The sequence below is a fragment of the Enterobacter sp. 50588862 genome, from assembly GCF_001462935.1.
GTDB lineage: Bacteria > Pseudomonadota > Gammaproteobacteria > Enterobacterales > Enterobacteriaceae > Enterobacter > Enterobacter bugandensis.
Genome location: NZ_LNHM01000021.1, coordinates 601,963 through 619,883, shown reverse-complemented (window position 1 = coordinate 619,883; position 17,921 = coordinate 601,963). Strand labels below are relative to the sequence as shown.

General features: G+C 55.2%; 20 protein-coding genes. 16 read left to right on the top strand and 4 right to left on the bottom strand.

What is annotated here, in order from left to right:
- Positions 1 to 12 precede the first annotated feature (12 nt).
- A complete protein-coding gene (locus APT89_RS10855; RefSeq protein ID WP_041908539.1) occupies positions 13 to 618 on the bottom strand; it encodes an ankyrin repeat domain-containing protein in 606 nt (201 codons plus the stop codon).
- Between the two features lie 319 nt (positions 619 to 937).
- Here APT89_RS10855 and APT89_RS10850 point away from each other — a divergent pair, with 319 nt between their 5' ends.
- The gene (locus tag APT89_RS10850; RefSeq protein WP_028014168.1) at positions 938 to 1,867 is read left to right on the top strand and encodes a LysR substrate-binding domain-containing protein; all 930 of its coding nucleotides are present in this window, start codon (positions 938 to 940) and stop codon (positions 1,865 to 1,867) included.
- On the opposite strand, the gene APT89_RS10845 is transcribed toward APT89_RS10850, so the two are convergent.
- Entirely contained in the window at positions 1,864 to 2,022 is a 159-nt protein-coding gene (locus tag APT89_RS10845) for a YqaE/Pmp3 family membrane protein (protein WP_032644909.1), read from the bottom strand. The genes APT89_RS10850 and APT89_RS10845 overlap by 4 nt on opposite strands.
- Before the next feature lie 179 nt (positions 2,023 to 2,201).
- On the opposite strand from APT89_RS10845, the gene APT89_RS10840 reads away from it, so the two are divergent.
- Together APT89_RS10840 and APT89_RS10835 are read left to right on the top strand one after the other, a co-directional pair.
- Positions 2,202 to 2,723 (top strand): rhodanese family protein, encoded by a 522-nt coding sequence (locus APT89_RS10840; RefSeq protein ID WP_028014169.1) that lies wholly within the window; start codon positions 2,202 to 2,204, stop codon positions 2,721 to 2,723.
- 79 nt (positions 2,724 to 2,802) lie between these two features.
- Complete coding sequence (locus APT89_RS10835) at positions 2,803 to 2,982, top strand: hypothetical protein (protein WP_028014170.1); 180 nt, start codon at positions 2,803 to 2,805, stop codon at positions 2,980 to 2,982.
- A gap of 38 nt (positions 2,983 to 3,020) precedes the next feature.
- Here APT89_RS10835 and stpA read toward each other — a convergent pair whose 3' ends face one another.
- Positions 3,021 to 3,425, bottom strand: a complete 405-nt coding sequence (gene stpA / locus APT89_RS10830) for a DNA-binding protein StpA (protein ID WP_048959573.1) — start codon at positions 3,423 to 3,425, stop codon at positions 3,021 to 3,023.
- A gap of 493 nt (positions 3,426 to 3,918) precedes the next feature.
- Here stpA and alaE point away from each other — a divergent pair, with 493 nt between their 5' ends.
- Positions 3,919 to 4,368, top strand: coding sequence for an L-alanine exporter AlaE (gene alaE, locus APT89_RS10825; RefSeq protein ID WP_028014172.1), 450 nt, complete (start codon positions 3,919 to 3,921; stop codon positions 4,366 to 4,368).
- A 32-nt stretch (positions 4,369 to 4,400) separates the two neighbouring features.
- Here alaE and APT89_RS10820 read toward each other — a convergent pair whose 3' ends face one another.
- Positions 4,401 to 4,745, bottom strand: coding sequence for a DUF2002 family protein (locus APT89_RS10820; protein WP_023308923.1), 345 nt, complete (start codon positions 4,743 to 4,745; stop codon positions 4,401 to 4,403).
- Positions 4,746 to 4,905: 160 nt separating this feature from the next.
- Between APT89_RS10820 and APT89_RS10815 the strand changes: the two genes are divergently transcribed.
- From APT89_RS10815 to emrB, 12 genes are all read left to right on the top strand, one after another.
- Complete coding sequence (locus APT89_RS10815; protein ID WP_023308924.1) at positions 4,906 to 5,232, top strand: DUF883 domain-containing protein; 327 nt, start codon at positions 4,906 to 4,908, stop codon at positions 5,230 to 5,232.
- Positions 5,233 to 5,475: 243 nt separating this feature from the next.
- The gene (gene nrdH, locus APT89_RS10810) at positions 5,476 to 5,715 is read left to right on the top strand and encodes a glutaredoxin-like protein NrdH (RefSeq protein ID WP_041908533.1); all 240 of its coding nucleotides are present in this window, start codon (positions 5,476 to 5,478) and stop codon (positions 5,713 to 5,715) included.
- Positions 5,712 to 6,122: a class Ib ribonucleoside-diphosphate reductase assembly flavoprotein NrdI gene (gene nrdI, locus APT89_RS10805; protein ID WP_041908531.1), complete on the top strand. Its 411-nt coding sequence runs from the start codon at positions 5,712 to 5,714 to the stop codon at positions 6,120 to 6,122. Before nrdH ends, nrdI begins: the two co-directional genes overlap by 4 nt.
- A complete protein-coding gene (gene nrdE / locus APT89_RS10800; protein ID WP_060572308.1) occupies positions 6,095 to 8,239 on the top strand; it encodes a class 1b ribonucleoside-diphosphate reductase subunit alpha in 2,145 nt (714 codons plus the stop codon). Before nrdI ends, nrdE begins: the two co-directional genes overlap by 28 nt.
- A gap of 9 nt (positions 8,240 to 8,248) precedes the next feature.
- The gene (gene nrdF / locus APT89_RS10795; protein ID WP_045260892.1) at positions 8,249 to 9,208 is read left to right on the top strand and encodes a class 1b ribonucleoside-diphosphate reductase subunit beta; all 960 of its coding nucleotides are present in this window, start codon (positions 8,249 to 8,251) and stop codon (positions 9,206 to 9,208) included.
- 332 nt (positions 9,209 to 9,540) lie between these two features.
- The gene (gene proV / locus APT89_RS10790; protein WP_045260893.1) at positions 9,541 to 10,743 is read left to right on the top strand and encodes a glycine betaine/L-proline ABC transporter ATP-binding protein ProV; all 1,203 of its coding nucleotides are present in this window, start codon (positions 9,541 to 9,543) and stop codon (positions 10,741 to 10,743) included.
- Positions 10,736 to 11,800, top strand: coding sequence for a glycine betaine/L-proline ABC transporter permease ProW (gene proW / locus APT89_RS24070; protein WP_060572306.1), 1,065 nt, complete (start codon positions 10,736 to 10,738; stop codon positions 11,798 to 11,800). Before proV ends, proW begins: the two co-directional genes overlap by 8 nt.
- A gap of 9 nt (positions 11,801 to 11,809) precedes the next feature.
- The gene (proX, locus tag APT89_RS24065; RefSeq protein ID WP_060572304.1) at positions 11,810 to 12,805 is read left to right on the top strand and encodes a glycine betaine/L-proline ABC transporter substrate-binding protein ProX; all 996 of its coding nucleotides are present in this window, start codon (positions 11,810 to 11,812) and stop codon (positions 12,803 to 12,805) included.
- A 172-nt stretch (positions 12,806 to 12,977) separates the two neighbouring features.
- Positions 12,978 to 14,162: an MFS transporter gene (locus APT89_RS10775; RefSeq protein WP_028014180.1), complete on the top strand. Its 1,185-nt coding sequence runs from the start codon at positions 12,978 to 12,980 to the stop codon at positions 14,160 to 14,162.
- Positions 14,163 to 14,477: 315 nt separating this feature from the next.
- On the top strand, positions 14,478 to 15,008 hold the full coding sequence (gene mprA, locus APT89_RS10770; RefSeq protein ID WP_041911975.1) for a transcriptional repressor MprA: 531 nt from the start codon (positions 14,478 to 14,480) through the stop codon (positions 15,006 to 15,008).
- A 128-nt stretch (positions 15,009 to 15,136) separates the two neighbouring features.
- Positions 15,137 to 16,309, top strand: coding sequence for a multidrug efflux MFS transporter periplasmic adaptor subunit EmrA (emrA, locus tag APT89_RS10765; protein WP_021241959.1), 1,173 nt, complete (start codon positions 15,137 to 15,139; stop codon positions 16,307 to 16,309).
- A gap of 16 nt (positions 16,310 to 16,325) precedes the next feature.
- Positions 16,326 to 17,873: a multidrug efflux MFS transporter permease subunit EmrB gene (gene emrB / locus APT89_RS10760; protein WP_028014182.1), complete on the top strand. Its 1,548-nt coding sequence runs from the start codon at positions 16,326 to 16,328 to the stop codon at positions 17,871 to 17,873.
- Positions 17,874 to 17,921 lie beyond the last annotated feature (48 nt).

The window sequence follows — 17,921 nt, the reverse complement described above, 5'->3', positions numbered from 1 at the left end:
TGGCCAAATGCGTTATGCGCCCGCCGCCAGCAGCAGGTCGGCTATTGCATCGAAGCCTTTTTCCCGCGCCAGTTCGAGCGGGGTTTTACCGTATTTATCGGTCATGTGCGGGTTCGCGCCGTGATCCAACAGCAGCTTCACAATTTCCTGCTGCTTTGCGCCGCCGTCATTCAGCACGATGGCTTCCAGCAGCGGCGTCCAGCCGACAAAGTTAGTGTGGTTGACGTTAATATCGGTTTTTTCCAGCAGCTCGCGCACGATTTCAACGTGGCCTTTTTCACTGGCAGGGGTTATGCCCACGCCGCCGAAGCGCGTCAGACGGTCGAGATCCGGATTCGCCGGAAGAACGATGCGCAGCAGGGTTAAATCATTGGTCAGGCAGCTTATCAGGAAGGGGTTAAAACAGGTCTGGTCCTGTTTATCAATATCCGCGCCGGCGGCAATTAAAAATTCCACGCAGGCATAATGCTTTTTCAGGCTGGCAATAATAATGGCGGTTCTTTTCTGGCGGTTGGTGGCGTTAATATCCACGCCGTTATCCAGGCAGGCTTTTAGCGCGTCGATGTTGCCCTCTTCTGCCGCCAGCAGAAATTCCGTAACGAGTGCGTTTGCAGACATATTCAGTCTCCCAATGTTTCACTTCTGATGACCTGAGAATAGCAACAGCCTGGTCACAAAAGAATCCGCTTAAAAATGATTCATCGACACGCAATTCATTGTTGAGTTAAATTCAACAGTCAGGCTAAAACGTGCGTCTGTGCAACCTTTTTCTTATGGTTTACCGCTTTTTAACGCCTCAGGCAGCATTATCCTTATGGCTGTAAAAGCCTTGCAGGACGTGGCCCCGCGTAAATAGTCAGAACTGTGACACACTTCAAATATGATGTAACGGCGCTGTTAAAATATGTTCAAAACTGATGGCTGAGGATGCTGAGATATGAATTCCATCTTTACCGAAGAGAACCTGCTGGCCTTCACCACCGCGGCACGCTTCGGCAGCTTCAGTAAAGCCGCCGCCGAGTTGGGTGTGACGACCTCCGCCATTAGCTACACCATTAAGCGCATGGAGACCGGGCTGGACGTGGTGCTGTTTGTGCGCAACACGCGCAGCATCGAGCTGACAGAGTCCGGGTTTTATTTTTACCGTAAAGCCACCGACCTGCTGAACGACTTCCACGCCATCAAGCGCGGGATTGATACCATTTCGCAGGGCATCGAGGCGCGAGTGCGCATCTGCATTAATCAGCTCTTGTATACGCCGCGCCATACCGCGCGTTTGCTGCAGGTGCTGAAAAAGCAGTTTCCCACCTGCCAGATCACGGTGACGACCGAGGTGTATAACGGCGTCTGGGATTCGATCATCAACAATCAGGCCAACATCGCGATTGGCGCGCCGGATACGCTGCTGGACGGCGGCGGGATTGATTACACCGAAATTGGCGCCATTCGCTGGGTGTTTGCCATCGCGCCGGAACATCCCCTCGCCTTTGTTCCCGAACCGATAGCGGAGAGCCAGTTGCGCCTGTACCCCAACATCATGGTGGAAGATACAGCGCATACCATCAACAAGAAGGTCGGCTGGCTGCTGCACGGGCAGGAGGCGATTCTGGTGCCGGATTTCAACACCAAGTGCCAGTGCCAGATTCTGGGGGAAGGGATTGGCTTTTTGCCGGAATACATGGCAAGAGAAGCGATGGAAGACGGTCTGCTCATCACGCGGCGTATTAACAATCCGCGTCAGGACTCGCGCATGCTGCTCGCCACGCAGCATGCGGCGACCGGCCAGGTGACGCGCTGGATCAAACAGCAGTTTGGCCCGGAAGGCGTATTAACCGGTATATACAGTGATTTACTGTGGCGTGCTTAGTTTTTCGTCTGCACCCAAAACGCGTGGATAAGGCCCGGGAAGTAACCCAGGATGGTCAGAAGGATGTTCAGAATAAACGCCCAGCCCAGTCCCTTGCCAAGCAGCACGCCCAGCGGCGGGAGAATAATCGTAAAAACAACGCGCCAAAAACCCATAATCACTCCGTGCAAACTAACCAATTGAAAATTAAAAAGAGACATTTCTCTAAGCATAGCCAGTTTACGGGTTACTGCCATTCGTCTCTCGCGCTTTTACCTGCCTTTACCCTCTTTACACTGGCTTAAGCCCTTCCTTAAATGTTCTACTACTCATAAATTGACCGTAAGGAAACACCATGTCTCTTTCTCTTATTTCGCCACAGCAGGCGAACGCGCTTATTAAAGAAGGCGCAAAACTGATTGATATTCGCGATCCCGATGAGTATGCCCGCGAGCATATTCCGGCAGCACGCTCCATACCGCTGGATTCTTTACCCGGCGGGCTCAACGCTGCCCCTGGTGAAACGGTGATTTTCCACTGTCAGTCCGGGACACGGACATCAAACAATGCTGCGCGACTTGCGCAGGCAGCGTTGCCGGCTCAGGCCTTCGTGGTTGAGGGGGGCATTCAGGGCTGGAAGCAGGCCGGGCTGCTGACCGTTGAAGATAAATCCCAGCCGCTCCCGCTGATGCGGCAGGTACAAATTGCCGCCGGGCTGCTGATCCTCTGCGGCGTGGTGCTGGGTTATAGCGTCTCCAGCGGCTTTTTCCTGCTAAGCGGTTTCGTCGGTGCCGGGCTGCTGTTCGCCGGTGTGACAGGTTTTTGCGGTATGGCACGGTTGCTGAAAGTGATGCCGTGGAACCGTCATACCTCATAAGCAGTAATCAATGAATTACGCTGTACCCGGCATCAGACGTCGGCTAAGGTGAAGATCGCTAAAACGATGAGGAGGTTATATGTTTTCTGTCGGTGATTATGTGCAACCGCTTAAAGGCGGCCCAAAGCTGAAAGTGCTCGAAGTGAACGGTGAAAACGTGGTGGCGGTACAGGCCAGCAATGAACAAGGCGAGAAATATACGCTGAAAGCGGCCGATTTGGCGCCGTATACCGAAGAAGGTGATTTCGGCGTCTGCTGAACAGACAACCGGGCGGCTTGTTCCGCCCGGTCCACGTATTAGATCAGAAAATCATCCAGTGATTTACCCTCTGCCAGCGCGCTGGCAATAGGCTTCGGCGTGCGGCCCTGGCCGGTCCACGTTTTTTCTTCTCCGTTCTGGTCAATAAAGCGATATTTCGCTTCACGCGGTTTACGCTTTTTAGTCGGTTTACCCGCCTGCGCCAGTTCTGAACCCAGCAGGTCAGTCGGAGAAATACCATCGGCTTTCATCAGTTCCAGCAGGTTATTAATTTTTTCCTGCTGTTCAGCGCGCTGCTGCTCTAATTCCGCCAGCTCATTGCGTTTTTCTTCAGTAACGACCCTGACCTTTTCCAGCATTTCCTCAAGAACGTCCAGGGTTAATTCTCGCGCCATCGCGCGCAGGGTTCGGATATTATTAAGATTCTGTAACGTCAAAGACATATTATTGAAAACCTTTTCTTTGGGGTAAATAGATAAATCGCCCCAAGAATAATTCATTTCAGTTGAAATATCTACCCAAGGATCCAAACGGGCATAAATGTAAATATATTTAAATATCGCCGTTAATAATAGCGCATAGCATTGGCGGGAAACACGTAGATCTAATCACTGAATCAATATAAATGGTCAACTTTAATCCAAATCACAGCATACTGCGCTCTCATCAGGGGAGTGGATTTCTGCGTCAAAAGCAAAACACATAAGACATTGATTTATATAAGCAAAACATTTGATGAGACAGATTATAACGAACCGGATAAAAAACAACCAATTTTAGAGAATTTTGTGGACAAAAGGCGAGTAAATAAAAATTAATCACTAGTTGTTAGTTCAAACATAGAGATATACGCTATACACCTCAAACAAACCAACCTAAAGCACTAGCCGCTGAAGGAAAACCGATTCCACTGCGTTCTTCTCAAGGAGTTCAGACATGTTCTCGCCGCAATCTCGCCTGCGCCACGCGGTGGCGGATACTTTCGCGATGGTTGTCTACTGTTCCGTTGTGAACATGCTGATTGAAATATTCCTCTCCGGAATGACCTTCGAGCAGTCACTTTCTTCTCGTCTGGTGGCCATCCCGGTCAATATTATTATCGCATGGCCTTACGGGCTATACCGCGATGCCGTTATGCGTTTCGCGCGCCGCATCAGCCCGGCGGGCTGGATGAAAAATCTTGCCGACGTGCTGGCGTACGTCACGTTCCAGTCGCCGGTCTACGTGGCTATTCTCCTGACAGTGGGCGCGGACTGGCACCAGATCGCCGCAGCGGTCAGTTCGAATATCGTGGTATCAATGCTGATGGGTGCGGTATACGGCTATTTCCTCGACTACTGCCGCCGCCTGTTTAAGGTCAGCCAGTACGGCCAGGTAAAAGCGTAATGTGAAGCGACTGGCGAAAGCCAGTCGCAGATTTACTGTACGTCGCCAAACAGTCCCTTCAGAAACCGCTCCAGCGCCATACGCGAACTGAAACCGTGCGGAATACCATAATGCTCATGCCGTTCACCGCCTAAATAGAGCGGAAATTGCTGATAGTGATCGCAGGTTTTAATATCCGAGGCAGGCTCAGCAAATGACAGACTTCTGTCTTTCAGCGTCGGGTGAATAATGAGAGCGGTACGTCCCATCCTGGCTTCACGATTAACATAAACATAATTCTCGCCGCGGCGATATCCATACGCTTTTGGCGTCACCTCATCCATGGTGAATCCCTCTTTTTCAAGAACGCGTGCCACCTCGTCAGGTCGTAAATACATATCTTTTCCTCGTTATCTTTTCCTGCCCGGCAACCTTACAGTAATCAGCATTAGCAGGGCTTTCAGAATAGTCCATAAACTGGCGGATAACGCGTGACGCGCTTCAGATATTAAATTTCTGAACTAAACTAAACGGGAACACAAAATTACGGAGGATCGTATGTTTAACAGACCGAACCGAAACGATATTAACGACGACGCGCAGGATATTCGTAATGATGTCAGCCAATTAGCGGACACGCTTGAGGAAGTGCTGAAATCCTGGGGATCGGATGCGAAGGATGAAGCAGATGCTGCGAAACGTAAGGCTCAGTCTCTGCTCCGTGAAACCCGCGCCCGTATGAACGGACGTTCACGCGCTACGCAGGCGGCCTGCGACATGGCAAGCTGTGCTACGACCTTCGTACGTGAAAAACCACTGTGTACGCTGGGAACCGTCGCGGCGGTCGGCATTTTTGTCGGAGCCCTGCTCAGCCTGCGTAAGTAAGCCCGCATTCTCAACCCCGGTAGCCTCAGGCGCCGGGGCTTTTTTATGCCTGTAAGCCTGAAAAACCCGTACAGCCCGCCCTGCCCCGCTGTGCTCATCATCAGGGCAACATTAATCTAAATTTCCCATATCTTGTATGGTTGAATCTTTTATCAACTACATCTAGTATTCTCTTTAGAAAGACACACACTCTATGACGCGTTAACTCGCGCCGTTTTCTCATTCTAAATGGAAATACGAATCATGAGCATTATTATTTACACTCGTAACGATTGTGTTCAGTGCCACGCCACCAAACGGGCGATGGAGAGCCGCGGCGTGGCGTTTGAGATGGTAAATATCGACCTGGTGCCCGATGCCGCGGATACCCTGCGCGAACAGGGATTTCGTCAGCTTCCGGTGGTGGTTGCCGGTGATACCAGCTGGTCTGGCTTTCGCCCGGACATGATTAACCGCCTGAGCGCTCAGGCCACGCGTGCATGAGTGGGCTGGTCTTCTTCTCCAGCAGCTCAGAAAACACGCTGCGCTTTATTGAGCGCCTCGGGCTGCCAGCGGTGCGTATTCCGCTCAATGAGCGGGAGCGCATTCAGGTAGACGAACCTTACATACTGGTGGTGCCCAGCTATGGCGGCGGCGGTACGGCAGGAGCAGTACCTCGCCAGGTGATCCGCTTTCTGAACGATCCTCATAACCGGGTACTGATTCGGGGCGTGATCGCGGCGGGCAATCGTAATTTTGGCGATGCCTTTGGCCGCGCCGGGGATGTCATCTCTCAAAAATGCGGCGTGCCGTATCTCTATCGTTTTGAACTGATGGGGACACAGCAGGACGTAGAAAACGTGCGTAAAGGAGTGAACGAATTTTGGCAACGACAACCGCAGAACGGGTAATTCAGGCGACGCCGGACTACCACGCATTAAACGCGATGCTTAACCTCTATGACCGGGAGGGGCGCATTCAATTTGGCAAAGATCGCGAGGCGGTAGAGGCTTTTTTCGCCGCCCACGTGCGGCCCAACAGCGTGACGTTTGCAAGCCAGAATGAACGTCTCGACTATCTGGTTAACGAGGGCTACTACGAGGAGCGCGTCCTGGCCCGCTACGATCGTCCCTTCGTGGTAAGACTGTTTGAACGTGCGCACGCCAGCGGTTTTCGCTTCCAGACGTTTCTTGGCGCATGGAAGTATTACACCAGCTACACCCTGAAAACCTTCGACGGCAAACGCTATTTAGAAAGCTTTGAAGATCGCACCGTGATGGTGGCCCTGACGCTGGCCCAGGGCGATGAAGCGCTGGCTGAACGGCTGACGGAGGAGATCCTCTCCGGCCGCTTCCAGCCCGCTACGCCCACCTTCCTCAACTGCGGCAAGGCCCAGCGTGGCGAGCTGGTCTCCTGCTTCCTGCTGCGCATCGAAGACAATATGGAGTCGATTGGCCGTGCGGTGAACTCGGCGCTGCAGCTTTCCAAACGCGGCGGCGGCGTGGCGTTTCTGCTCTCGAACCTGCGGGAAGCGGGCGCGCCGATCAAACGCATCGAAAACCAGTCTTCCGGCGTCATCCCGGTGATGAAGATGCTGGAAGATGCCTTCTCCTACGCCAACCAGCTTGGCGCGCGCCAGGGGGCGGGGGCGGTTTACCTGCACGCGCACCACCCGGATATTCTGCGGTTTCTGGATACCAAACGCGAAAATGCCGACGAAAAAATCCGTATCAAAACCCTGTCGCTGGGGGTGGTGATCCCGGATATCACCTTTAAGCTTGCCAAAGAGAATGCCGAGATGGCGCTCTTCTCGCCGTATGACATCGAGCGAATTTACGGCAAAGCCTTTGGCGACGTAGCCATCAGCGAGCTCTACGACGAACTGGTGGCCGACGATCGCATTCGCAAAAAGACCATCAACGCCCGCGATTTCTTCCAGACGCTTGCGGAAATTCAGTTTGAATCCGGCTATCCGTACATCATGTACGAGGATACGGTAAACCGCGCCAATCCGATTGCCGGGCGCATCAACATGAGCAACCTGTGCTCGGAAATTTTGCAGGTCAACAGCGCCTCCGCTTACGACGAAAACCTGGACTACGCGGAGATCGGCAAAGATATCTCCTGCAACCTCGGGTCGCTCAATATTGCCCACACCATGGATTCGCCAGATTTTGGCCGCACGGTGGAGACTGCCGTTCGCGGGCTGACGGCGGTATCGGACATGAGCCACATCCGCAGCGTACCGTCCATCGAGGCGGGCAACGCCGCATCGCACGCCATCGGCCTGGGGCAGATGAACCTGCACGGCTATCTGGCACGGGAAGGCATCGCCTACGGCAGCCCGGAAGGGCTGGATTTCACGAATCTCTATTTCTACACCGTCACCTGGCATGCGCTGCATACCTCAATGATGCTGGCGCGCGAGCGCAACCAGCGGTTCGCAGGCTTTGAGCAGTCGCGCTACGCCAGCGGGGCGTATTTCAGCCAGTATCTGGAAGGCGACTGGCAGCCGAAAACCGAAAAAGTGCGCGCGCTGTTTGACCGCGCCGGCATTACCCTGCCGACGCGCGAGATGTGGCAGCAGTTGCGCGACGACGTGATGCGCTACGGCATTTATAACCAGAACCTGCAGGCGGTGCCGCCAACCGGTTCGATTTCCTACATCAACCACGCCACGTCGAGCATTCACCCGATCGTGTCGAAGATTGAAATTCGTAAGGAAGGCAAAACCGGACGCGTCTACTACCCTGCCCCGTTTATGACCAATGAAAACCTGGCGCTGTACCAGGACGCGTACGAGATCGGCCCGGAAAAAATCATTGATACCTACGCCGAGGCCACGAAGCACGTGGACCAGGGGTTGTCGCTGACGCTCTTCTTCCCGGACACCGCTACCACGCGGGATATCAACAAAGCGCAGATTTACGCCTGGAAGAAAGGCATCAAAACGCTGTACTACATTCGCCTGCGCCAGCTTGCGCTGGAAGGCACCGAAATCGAAGGCTGCGTGTCCTGCGCGCTGTAAGGAGAAAGGATGAAACTGTCACGCGTGAGTGCCGTTAACTGGAACAAGATTCAGGACGATAAAGACCTGGAGGTGTGGAACCGCCTGACCAGCAACTTCTGGCTGCCGGAAAAGGTGCCGCTCTCCAATGATATTCCAGCCTGGCAGACGCTGAGCCACGCCGAACAGCAGCTGACGATCCGCGTCTTTACCGGCCTGACGCTGCTGGACACCATTCAGAATACCGTCGGTGCGCCCGCTCTGATGAGCGACGCGCTGACGCCGCACGAAGAGGCGGTGATGTCGAACATCAGCTTTATGGAGGCGGTGCACGCCCGCTCCTACAGCTCGATTTTCTCCACGCTGTGCCAGACCAAAGACGTGGACGCGGCCTACGCCTGGAGCGAAGAGAGCGCGTCATTGCAGCGCAAGGCGGAGCTGGTGCTGGAGTATTACCGCGCCGACGAGCCGCTGAAGAAGAAGATCGCCAGCGTGTTCCTGGAATCCTTCCTCTTCTATTCCGGCTTCTGGCTGCCCATGTACTGGTCGAGCCGGGGCAAGCTCACTAACACCGCCGATTTGATTCGCCTCATTATCCGTGACGAGGCGGTGCACGGGTATTACATCGGCTATAAGTATCAGAAAGGGCTGGAGAAAGTCAGCCCGGAAAAACGCGAGGAACTCAAGGGTTTCGCCCTCGATTTGCTGATGGATCTGTATGACAACGAGTTGAGCTATACCGAAGAGCTGTACGCCGGAACGGGCTGGGAAGAGGACGTGAAGGCGTTTCTCTGCTACAACGCGAACAAAGCGCTGATGAACCTGGGCTACGACGCGCTTTTCCCGCCGGAGATGGCGGAGGTAAACCCGGCGATCCTCGCGGCGCTGTCGCCCAATGCGGACGAAAACCACGATTTCTTCTCCGGGTCCGGATCGTCGTACGTGATGGGTAAAGCGGTGGAGACAGAAGATGAGGATTGGGATTTTTAATGTATGAATTAACGTTCATTAATTAAATATAAATCTCATTATTTCCACACCACTATTTCACCAGGCACTACACTGTAATTTCCCCGTCATATTCGCCTGAATCACTCCGATTCAGGCGAATTTCCCGACGCAGCAGCAAAAAATTGAGAAAAATTCAAACCGTCCTCAGCCCTTTATTCATGGGAAATTCAGCCGTTTCGCTTGCAGCAAAATTCCGGCGTCAGGCCAACTCAGGGTTGTCTCAGATTCTCAGTATGTTAGGGTTATGCCCGTTAACAATTTACCATGGTAATCATATCGACATAAACAAATAACAGGACACTCTCTATTGCATGGCAATTAAATTAGAAGTGAAAAATCTTTATAAAATATTTGGCGAGCACCCGCAGCGCGCATTCAAATATATTGAGAAAGGCCTTTCGAAAGAGCAAATTCTGGAAAAAACCGGGCTGTCGCTTGGCGTTAAAGACGCCAGTCTGGCCATTGAAGAAGGCGAGATTTTTGTCATCATGGGGTTATCCGGTTCGGGTAAATCCACTATGGTTCGCCTTCTCAATCGCCTGATTGAACCCACCCGCGGACAGGTGCTGATTGACGGCGTGGATATCGCCAGAATCTCAGACGCAGAACTCCGCGAGGTGCGCAGAAAGAAGATCGCAATGGTGTTTCAGTCATTCGCGCTGATGCCGCATATGACGGTGCTCGATAATACCGCCTTCGGTATGGAATTAGCCGGCACGCCCGCTCAGGAACGTCAGGAAAAAGCCCTGGATGCTTTGCGTCAGGTTGGGCTGGAAAATTACGCTCATGCCTACCCGGACGAGCTTTCGGGCGGGATGCGTCAGCGCGTCGGATTAGCCCGCGCGTTAGCCATTAATCCAGACATATTATTAATGGATGAAGCCTTCTCCGCCCTCGATCCTTTAATTCGCACCGAGATGCAGGATGAGCTGGTAAAATTACAGGCCAAACACCAGCGCACCATTGTCTTTATTTCTCACGATCTCGATGAAGCCATGCGTATTGGCGATCGCATTGCCATTATGCAAAATGGCGAAGTGGTGCAGGTCGGCACGCCGGATGAAATTCTCAATAATCCGGCAAATGATTACGTGCGCACCTTCTTCCGCGGCGTGGATATTAGCCAGGTATTTAGCGCGAAAGATATTGCCCGAAGAACGCCAAACGGCATTATTCGAAAAACGCCAGGCTTCGGCCCGCGCTCCGCGCTGAAGCTGTTGCAGGATGAAGACCGTGAATACGGTTATCTGGTTGAACGCGGCAATAAATTTGTCGGCGTTGTCTCCATCGACTCTCTGAAAACCGCCCTGAGCGAAAACCAGGGAATCGATGCGGCGTTGATTGACGCTCCGCTTGCCGTGGATGCCGAAACGCCGCTCAGCGAGTTGCTCTCTCACGTGGGTCAGGCGCCTTGCGCCGTGCCGGTTGTCGGTGAAGAACAACAGTACGTTGGCATCATCTCAAAACGGATGTTGCTACAGGCTTTAGATCGCGAGGGGGCAAACAATGGCTGATCAATCAAACCCATGGGGTACCACTGAAGCGGCGGATAACGCTGCACAATCCGCCGACGCGTGGGGTTCCACGTCCGCACCTGCCGACGGCGGCGGCGCGGCAGACTGGCTGAACAGCGCACCCGCGCCTGCGCCAGAGCACTTCAATATTATGGATCCGTTCCACAAGACGCTGATCCCGCTGGACAGCTGGGTGACGGAGGGGATCGACTGGGTGGTCACGCACTTCCGCCCGGTTTTCCAGGGGATCCGCATCCCGGTGGATTACATCCTGAACGGCTTCCAGCAGCTGATGCTGGGCATGCCGGCGCCCGTGGCGATTATCCTGTTCTCCCTGATCGCCTGGCAGTTTGGCAGCGCCGGGATGGGTGTCGCCACGCTGATTTCGCTGATTGCCATCGGCGCGATTGGGGCCTGGTCGCAGGCGATGATCACCCTGGCGCTGGTGCTGACCGCCCTCCTCTTCTGCATTGTCATCGGCCTGCCGATGGGGATCTGGCTGGCGCGCAGCCCGCGGGCGGCGAAGATTATTCGTCCCCTGCTGGATGCGATGCAGACCACCCCGGCGTTCGTCTATCTGGTGCCTATCGTGATGCTGTTCGGCATCGGTAACGTGCCGGGCGTGGTGGTGACCATTATCTTCGCCCTGCCGCCAATTATTCGCCTGACTATCCTGGGCATTAACCAGGTGCCTGCGGATCTGATTGAGGCCTCGCGCTCGTTCGGCGCCAGCCCGCGTCAGATGCTGTTTAAGGTTCAGCTTCCGCTGGCGATGCCGACCATTATGGCGGGCGTTAACCAGACGCTGATGCTGGCGCTGTCCATGGTGGTGATCGCCTCGATGATCGCCGTTGGCGGTCTCGGCCAGATGGTGCTGCGCGGTATTGGCCGTCTCGACATGGGGCTGGCGACCGTCGGCGGCGTCGGGATTGTGATCCTCGCCATTATCCTTGACCGCCTGACCCAGGCTGTCGGTCGTGATTCACGCAGTCGCGGCAACCGTCGCTGGTACACCACCGGCCCTGTCGGGTTACTGACCCGCCCATTTACAAAATAAGGAACAACGATGCGACATAACGTACTTTTTGCCACAGCGTTTGCCACCCTTGTCTCCACCAGCGCGTTTGCCGCTGACCTGCCGGGCAAAGGCATTACCGTGCAGCCGGTGCAGAGCACCATTTCGGAAGAGAGCTTCCAGACCCTGATCGTCAGCCGCGCGCTGGAGAAGCTCGGCTACACGGTTAACACGCCGAGCGAAGTGGATTACAACGTGGGCTACACCTCGATTGCCTCCGGTGACGCCACCTTTACCGCAGTGAACTGGCAGCCGCTGCACGACGACATGTATGCCGCCGCCGGTGGTGACAAGAAATTCTACCGCGAAGGCACCTTCGTGACGGGCGCAGCGCAGGGGTATCTGATCGACAAGAAAACCGCTGATAAGTACCACATCACCAATATTGAGCAGCTGAAAGATCCGAAGATCGCCAGACTGTTAGACACCAACGGTGACGGCAAGGCCGACATGATGGGCTGCTCGCCGGGCTGGGGCTGCGAAGCGGTGATTAACCACCAGAACAAAGCGTTTGATCTGGCGAAAACCGTCGACGTGAGCCACGGCAACTACTCCGCGATGATGGCCGACACCATTGCCCGCTTTAAGGAAGGCAAGCCGGTGATCTACTACACCTGGACGCCGTACTGGGTGAGCGACGTGCTGAAGCCGGGCAAAGACGTGGTGTGGTTACAGGTGCCCTTCTCCTCCCTGCCCGGCGAGCAGAAAGATATCGACACCAAACTGCCGAACGGCATGAACTATGGCTTCCCGGTGAACACCATGCACATCGTGGCGAACAAAGCCTGGGCGGAGAAAAACCCGGCTGCGGCGAAGCTGTTCTCGGTGATGAAGCTGCCGCTGGCGGACATCAACGCCCAGAATGCGATGATGCACGCGGGCAAATCCTCTGAGGCGGATGTTAAAGGCCACGTGGATGGCTGGATCAAAGCCCACCAGCAGCAGTTTGATGGCTGGGTGAAAGAGGCGCTTGCGGCGCAGAAGTAAAAACACAGCACAACCTTACCCCTCACCCCGGACCGTACACCCCTCTGGGGAGAGGGTTAAGGTGAGGGGATTAACCGCACAAACACACACATAACAATCCCCCAACATTCTCAATCATTAGCTATTATGGTTTCCGGAAAAATAATCACTTAACTCACGATTCCTGAAACTAATGACAAAAACATCTCAGGGGCTTAGCCCCGCACTCATCCTTTTAATGTCCGTGGCAACGGGTCTGGCAGTCGCCAGCAACTATTACGCACAACCTCTGCTTGATACTATCGCGCGCGCCTTCGATCTTTCAGCCAGCTCCGCCGGCTTTATCGTCACCGCTGCGCAGCTCGGCTATGCGGCAGGGCTGCTGTTCCTGGTGCCATTGGGCGATATGTTTGAGCGCCGGATGCTTATCGTCTCTATGACGCTTCTGGCGGCAGGCGGCATGCTGATCACCGCCAGCAGCCAGTCGCTGACGATGATGATCGTCGGTACCGCGCTAACGGGGCTTTTCTCCGTCGTCGCGCAAATCCTGGTGCCTCTCGCCGCAACGCTCGCCTCGCCGGAAAAACGCGGCAAAGTGGTCGGCACTATCATGAGCGGCCTGCTGCTGGGCATTCTGCTGGCGCGAACCGTTGCCGGGCTGCTGGCAAGCCTCGGCGGCTGGCGCACCGTCTACTGGGTGGCGAGCGTATTGATGGTGGTGATGGCGCTGGCGCTGTGGCGCGGGCTGCCGAAGGTGAAGCAGGAGAACCACCTGAATTACCCGCAGCTTCTGGCCTCCGTGTTTAGCCTGTTCACGCAGGATAAACTGCTGCGCACCCGCGCTCTGCTGGGGTGTTTAACCTTCGCCAACTTCAGCATTCTCTGGACGTCGATGGCGTTTCTGCTGGCAGCACCGCCGTTCAATTATTCCGAAGGGGTGATTGGTCTGTTCGGTCTGGCCGGTGCAGCAGGTGCACTGGGCGCTCGCCCGGCAGGCGGGCTGGCTGATAAAGGCAAATCGCACATGACCACGACAGCCGGACTGATTTTGCTCCTGCTCTCCTGGGCGGCCATCTGGTATGGGCACGTCTCGGTGCTGGCGCTGATCGTCGGTATTCTGGTGCTCGATCTCACCGTACAGGGTGTTCACATCACCAACCAGACCGTGATTTACCGCGTGAAGCCCGAGGCGCGTAACCGCCTCACGGCCGGATACATGACCAGCTACTTCATTGGTGGTGCGGCGGGTTCGTTAATATCAGCGTCGGCGTGGCAGCATGCCGGCTGGTCAGGTGTGTGCGGGATAGGGGCACTCGTCGCCGCGCTTAACCTGGTTGTATGGTGGCGCGGCTATCATCGTCAGGAAGCAATTCATTAAGTTTTACATTGCTTTGGGCCTCTTAGGGTGTAAAGGGGCCCGGCAGTCTGTTAATGTAAACGTAATCATTTATCCCAGAAATTTTAATGTGGGTGACATATCTACAATTGGCATGAATAGTTCAGACCCCCGTCCCCACATCCTCTCTTCAGCGGGTTTATACCCTACGCTTTCTGTGCTCACCGGGTCACGGACTTACCCGGCGCTCTTTGATGGTGGCATTCGTTTGGCGGATATAACCGCACAAATAATTCATTTACATTATTTGTCACCATCGTTACTATATCGGCTGTAATTAATGAGGTTATGCCCAAAATGGATAGTTCGTTTACGCCCATTGAACAAATGCTTAAATTCCGCGCCAGTCGTCATGAGGACTTCCCGTATCAGGAAATCCTGTTGACCCGCCTGTGCATGCACATGCAGGGTAAGCTGCTGGAAAATCGTAATAAAATGCTGAAAGCTCAAGGGATTAACGAGACGTTGTTTATGGCGTTGATTACGCTGGAGTCTCAGGAAAACCATAGCATTCAGCCTTCTGAGCTGAGCTGCGCGCTGGGATCGTCCCGTACCAATGCGACCCGTATTGCCGATGAGCTGGAAAAGCGCGGCTGGATTGAGCGCCGTGAAAGCGATAACGATCGCCGCTGCCTGCATCTGCAATTGACCGATAAAGGTCACCAGTTCCTGCGTGAGGTGCTGCCACCTCAGCACAATTGCCTGCACAAACTCTGGTCTGCCCTCAGTACTTCCGAGCGCGACCAGCTTGAGCACATCACTCGCAAGCTGCTCACCCGTCTGGACCAGATGGATGAAGAAGGCGCTGTTCTTGAGGCGCTGCGCTAACGCGACGACACGCTCAACAATCCAGATTTATATAAGAAAACCGACAGGCCAGCACGTCACACTGCTGGCCTTTCTGACAACAGGTCGGCTCAGCCGATGTGAAAATAAGAAGATCGTGGAGAACAACAATGAGCGCAAATGCGGAGAGCACTACCCCGCAGCAACCGGCCAATAAGAAAGGCAAACGTAAAAGTGCCCTTCTTCTGTTGACCTTGCTCTTTATTATTATTGCCGTGGCATATGGGATCTATTGGTTTTTAGTATTGCGTCATGCAGAAGAGACTGACGACGCATACGTGGCAGGGAACCAGGTACAGATTATGGCGCAGGTGTCGGGCAGCGTGACGAAAGTCTGGGCTGACAATACCGACTTTGTGCAAAAAGGCGATGTGTTGGTGACCCTCGATCCAACCGACGCCCAGCAGGCATTTGAGAAAGCCCAGACCGCGCTGGCCTCCAGCGTCCGTCAGACCCGCCAGCTGATGATCAACAGTAAACAGCTGCAGGCCAACATCGACGTGCAGAAAACCGCACTCGCGCAGGCGCAGAGCGACCTGAACCGCCGTGTACCGCTCGGCACGGCCAACCTGATTGGCCGTGAAGAGCTGCAGCACGCCCGCGACGCCGTCGCCAGCGCTCAGGCACAGCTGGATGTGGCCATTCAACAGTACAACGCCAACCAGGCGATGGTGCTCGGCACCAGCCTCGAAAACCAGCCCGCCGTACAACAGGCGGCGACTGAAGTACGCAACGCATGGCTTGCCCTGCAGCGTACCAAAATCGTCAGCCCGATGACCGGCTACGTCTCCCGCCGTTCCGTCCAGCCAGGGGCGCAGATTAGCCCGACCACGCCGCTGATGGCGGTCGTGCCGGCAGACAACCTGTGGGTAGACGCCAACTTTAAAGAGACGCAGCTCGCCCATATGCGTATCGGCCAGACCGCGACGGTCGTCAGCGACATCTATGGCGATGACGTGAAGTACACCGGGAAAGTGGTGGGTCTGGATATGGGGACCGGCAGCGCCTTCTCCCTGCTGCCTGCGCAAAACGCCACCGGTAACTGGATTAAAGTGGTTCAGCGTCTGCCCGTGCGTATCGAGCTGGATGCCAAACAGCTGGCGGATCACCCGCTGCGTATCGGCCTCTCCACGCTTGTGACGGTCGATACCGCCAACCGCGACGGTCAGATCCTGGCAAGCCAGGTGCGTAGCAGCCCGGTTTATGAAAGTAACGCCCGTGAAATTAGCCTCGATCCGGTCAACAAACTGATCGATGACATCGTGAAGGCAAACGCCGGTTAATCCGAAGGTGAGCGTTATGCAACAGCAAAAGCCGCAAAAACCGCTGGAAGGCGCGCAGCTGGTCATTATGACCATTGCGCTGTCGCTGGCGACATTCATGCAGGTGCTGGACTCCACCATCGCAAACGTGGCGATCCCAACCATCGCCGGTAACCTTGGCTCGTCGCTGAGCCAGGGGACCTGGGTCATTACTTCGTTTGGGGTGGCAAACGCCATCTCCATCCCTATCACCGGCTGGCTGGCGAAGCGCGTCGGTGAGGTGAAGCTGTTCCTCTGGTCCACGGTAGCGTTTGTTCTTGCCTCCTGGGCGTGCGGCATGTCCAGCAGCCTGACGATGCTGATTTTCTTCCGCGTCATTCAGGGGATTGTCGCCGGGCCGCTGATCCCGCTGTCGCAGAGTTTGCTGCTGAGCAACTACCCCCCAGCAAAACGTTCGGTCGCGCTGGCGCTATGGTCAATGACCGTTATCGTCGCGCCTATCTGCGGACCGATTCTGGGCGGGTACATCAGCGATAACTACCACTGGGGCTGGATCTTCTTTATCAACGTACCGATTGGCGCCGTCGTGGTATTGATGACGCTGCAGTCGCTGCGGGGACGAGAGACGCGCACCGAACAGCGCCGTATCGACAGCATCGGGCTGGCGCTGCTGATCCTGGGTATCGGCAGTCTGCAGATCATGCTCGACCGCGGTAAAGAGCTCGACTGGTTCAACTCGCAGGAGATCATCATCCTGACCATTGTCGCGGTGGTATCGATAAGCTTCCTGATTGTCTGGGAGCTGACGGACGACAACCCGATTGTCGATCTCTCGCTCTTCAAATCGCGAAACTTCACCATCGGCTGCCTGTGTATCAGCCTCGCCTATATGCTCTACTTCGGCGCGATTGTTCTGCTGCCGCAGCTGTTGCAGGAGGTGTATGGCTATACCGCGACCTGGGCGGGTCTGGCCTCAGCGCCCGTTGGGGTGATCCCGGTTCTGCTGTCGCCGATTATTGGCCGCTTCGCCCACAAGCTCGACATGCGTCGGCTGGTGACGTTCAGCTTCATTATGTACGCCGTGTGCTTCTACTGGCGCGCGTATACCTTTGAGCCGGGAATGGACTTTGGCGCCTCGGCGTGGCCGCAGTTCATTCAGGGCTTTGCGGTGGCGTGCTTCTTTATGCCGCTGACCACCATTACGCTCTCTGGCCTGCCGCCTGAGCGTCTGGCGGCGGCATCAAGTCTGTCGAACTTCACCCGTACGCTAGCGGGTTCCATCGGGACGTCGATCACCACCACCCTGTGGACCAACCGTGAATCGATGCACCATGCCCAGCTGACCGAAGCGGTGAACCCGTACAATCCGAATGCCCAGCAGATGTACAGTCAGCTTCAGGGCATGGGGATGACGGAGCAGCAGGCATCCGGCTGGATTGCCCAGCAGATCACCAACCAGGGGCTGATTATCTCGGCAAACGAGATTTTCTGGATATCAGCGGGGATCTTCATCGTCCTGCTGGGGCTGGTGTGGTTTGCCAGACCGCCGTTTGGCGCCGGTGGCGGCGGCGGAGGGGCGCACTAATTCGCGTTGTCCAGAACGCGACAGCGATTGTCAGTTTCGATAAAGCAG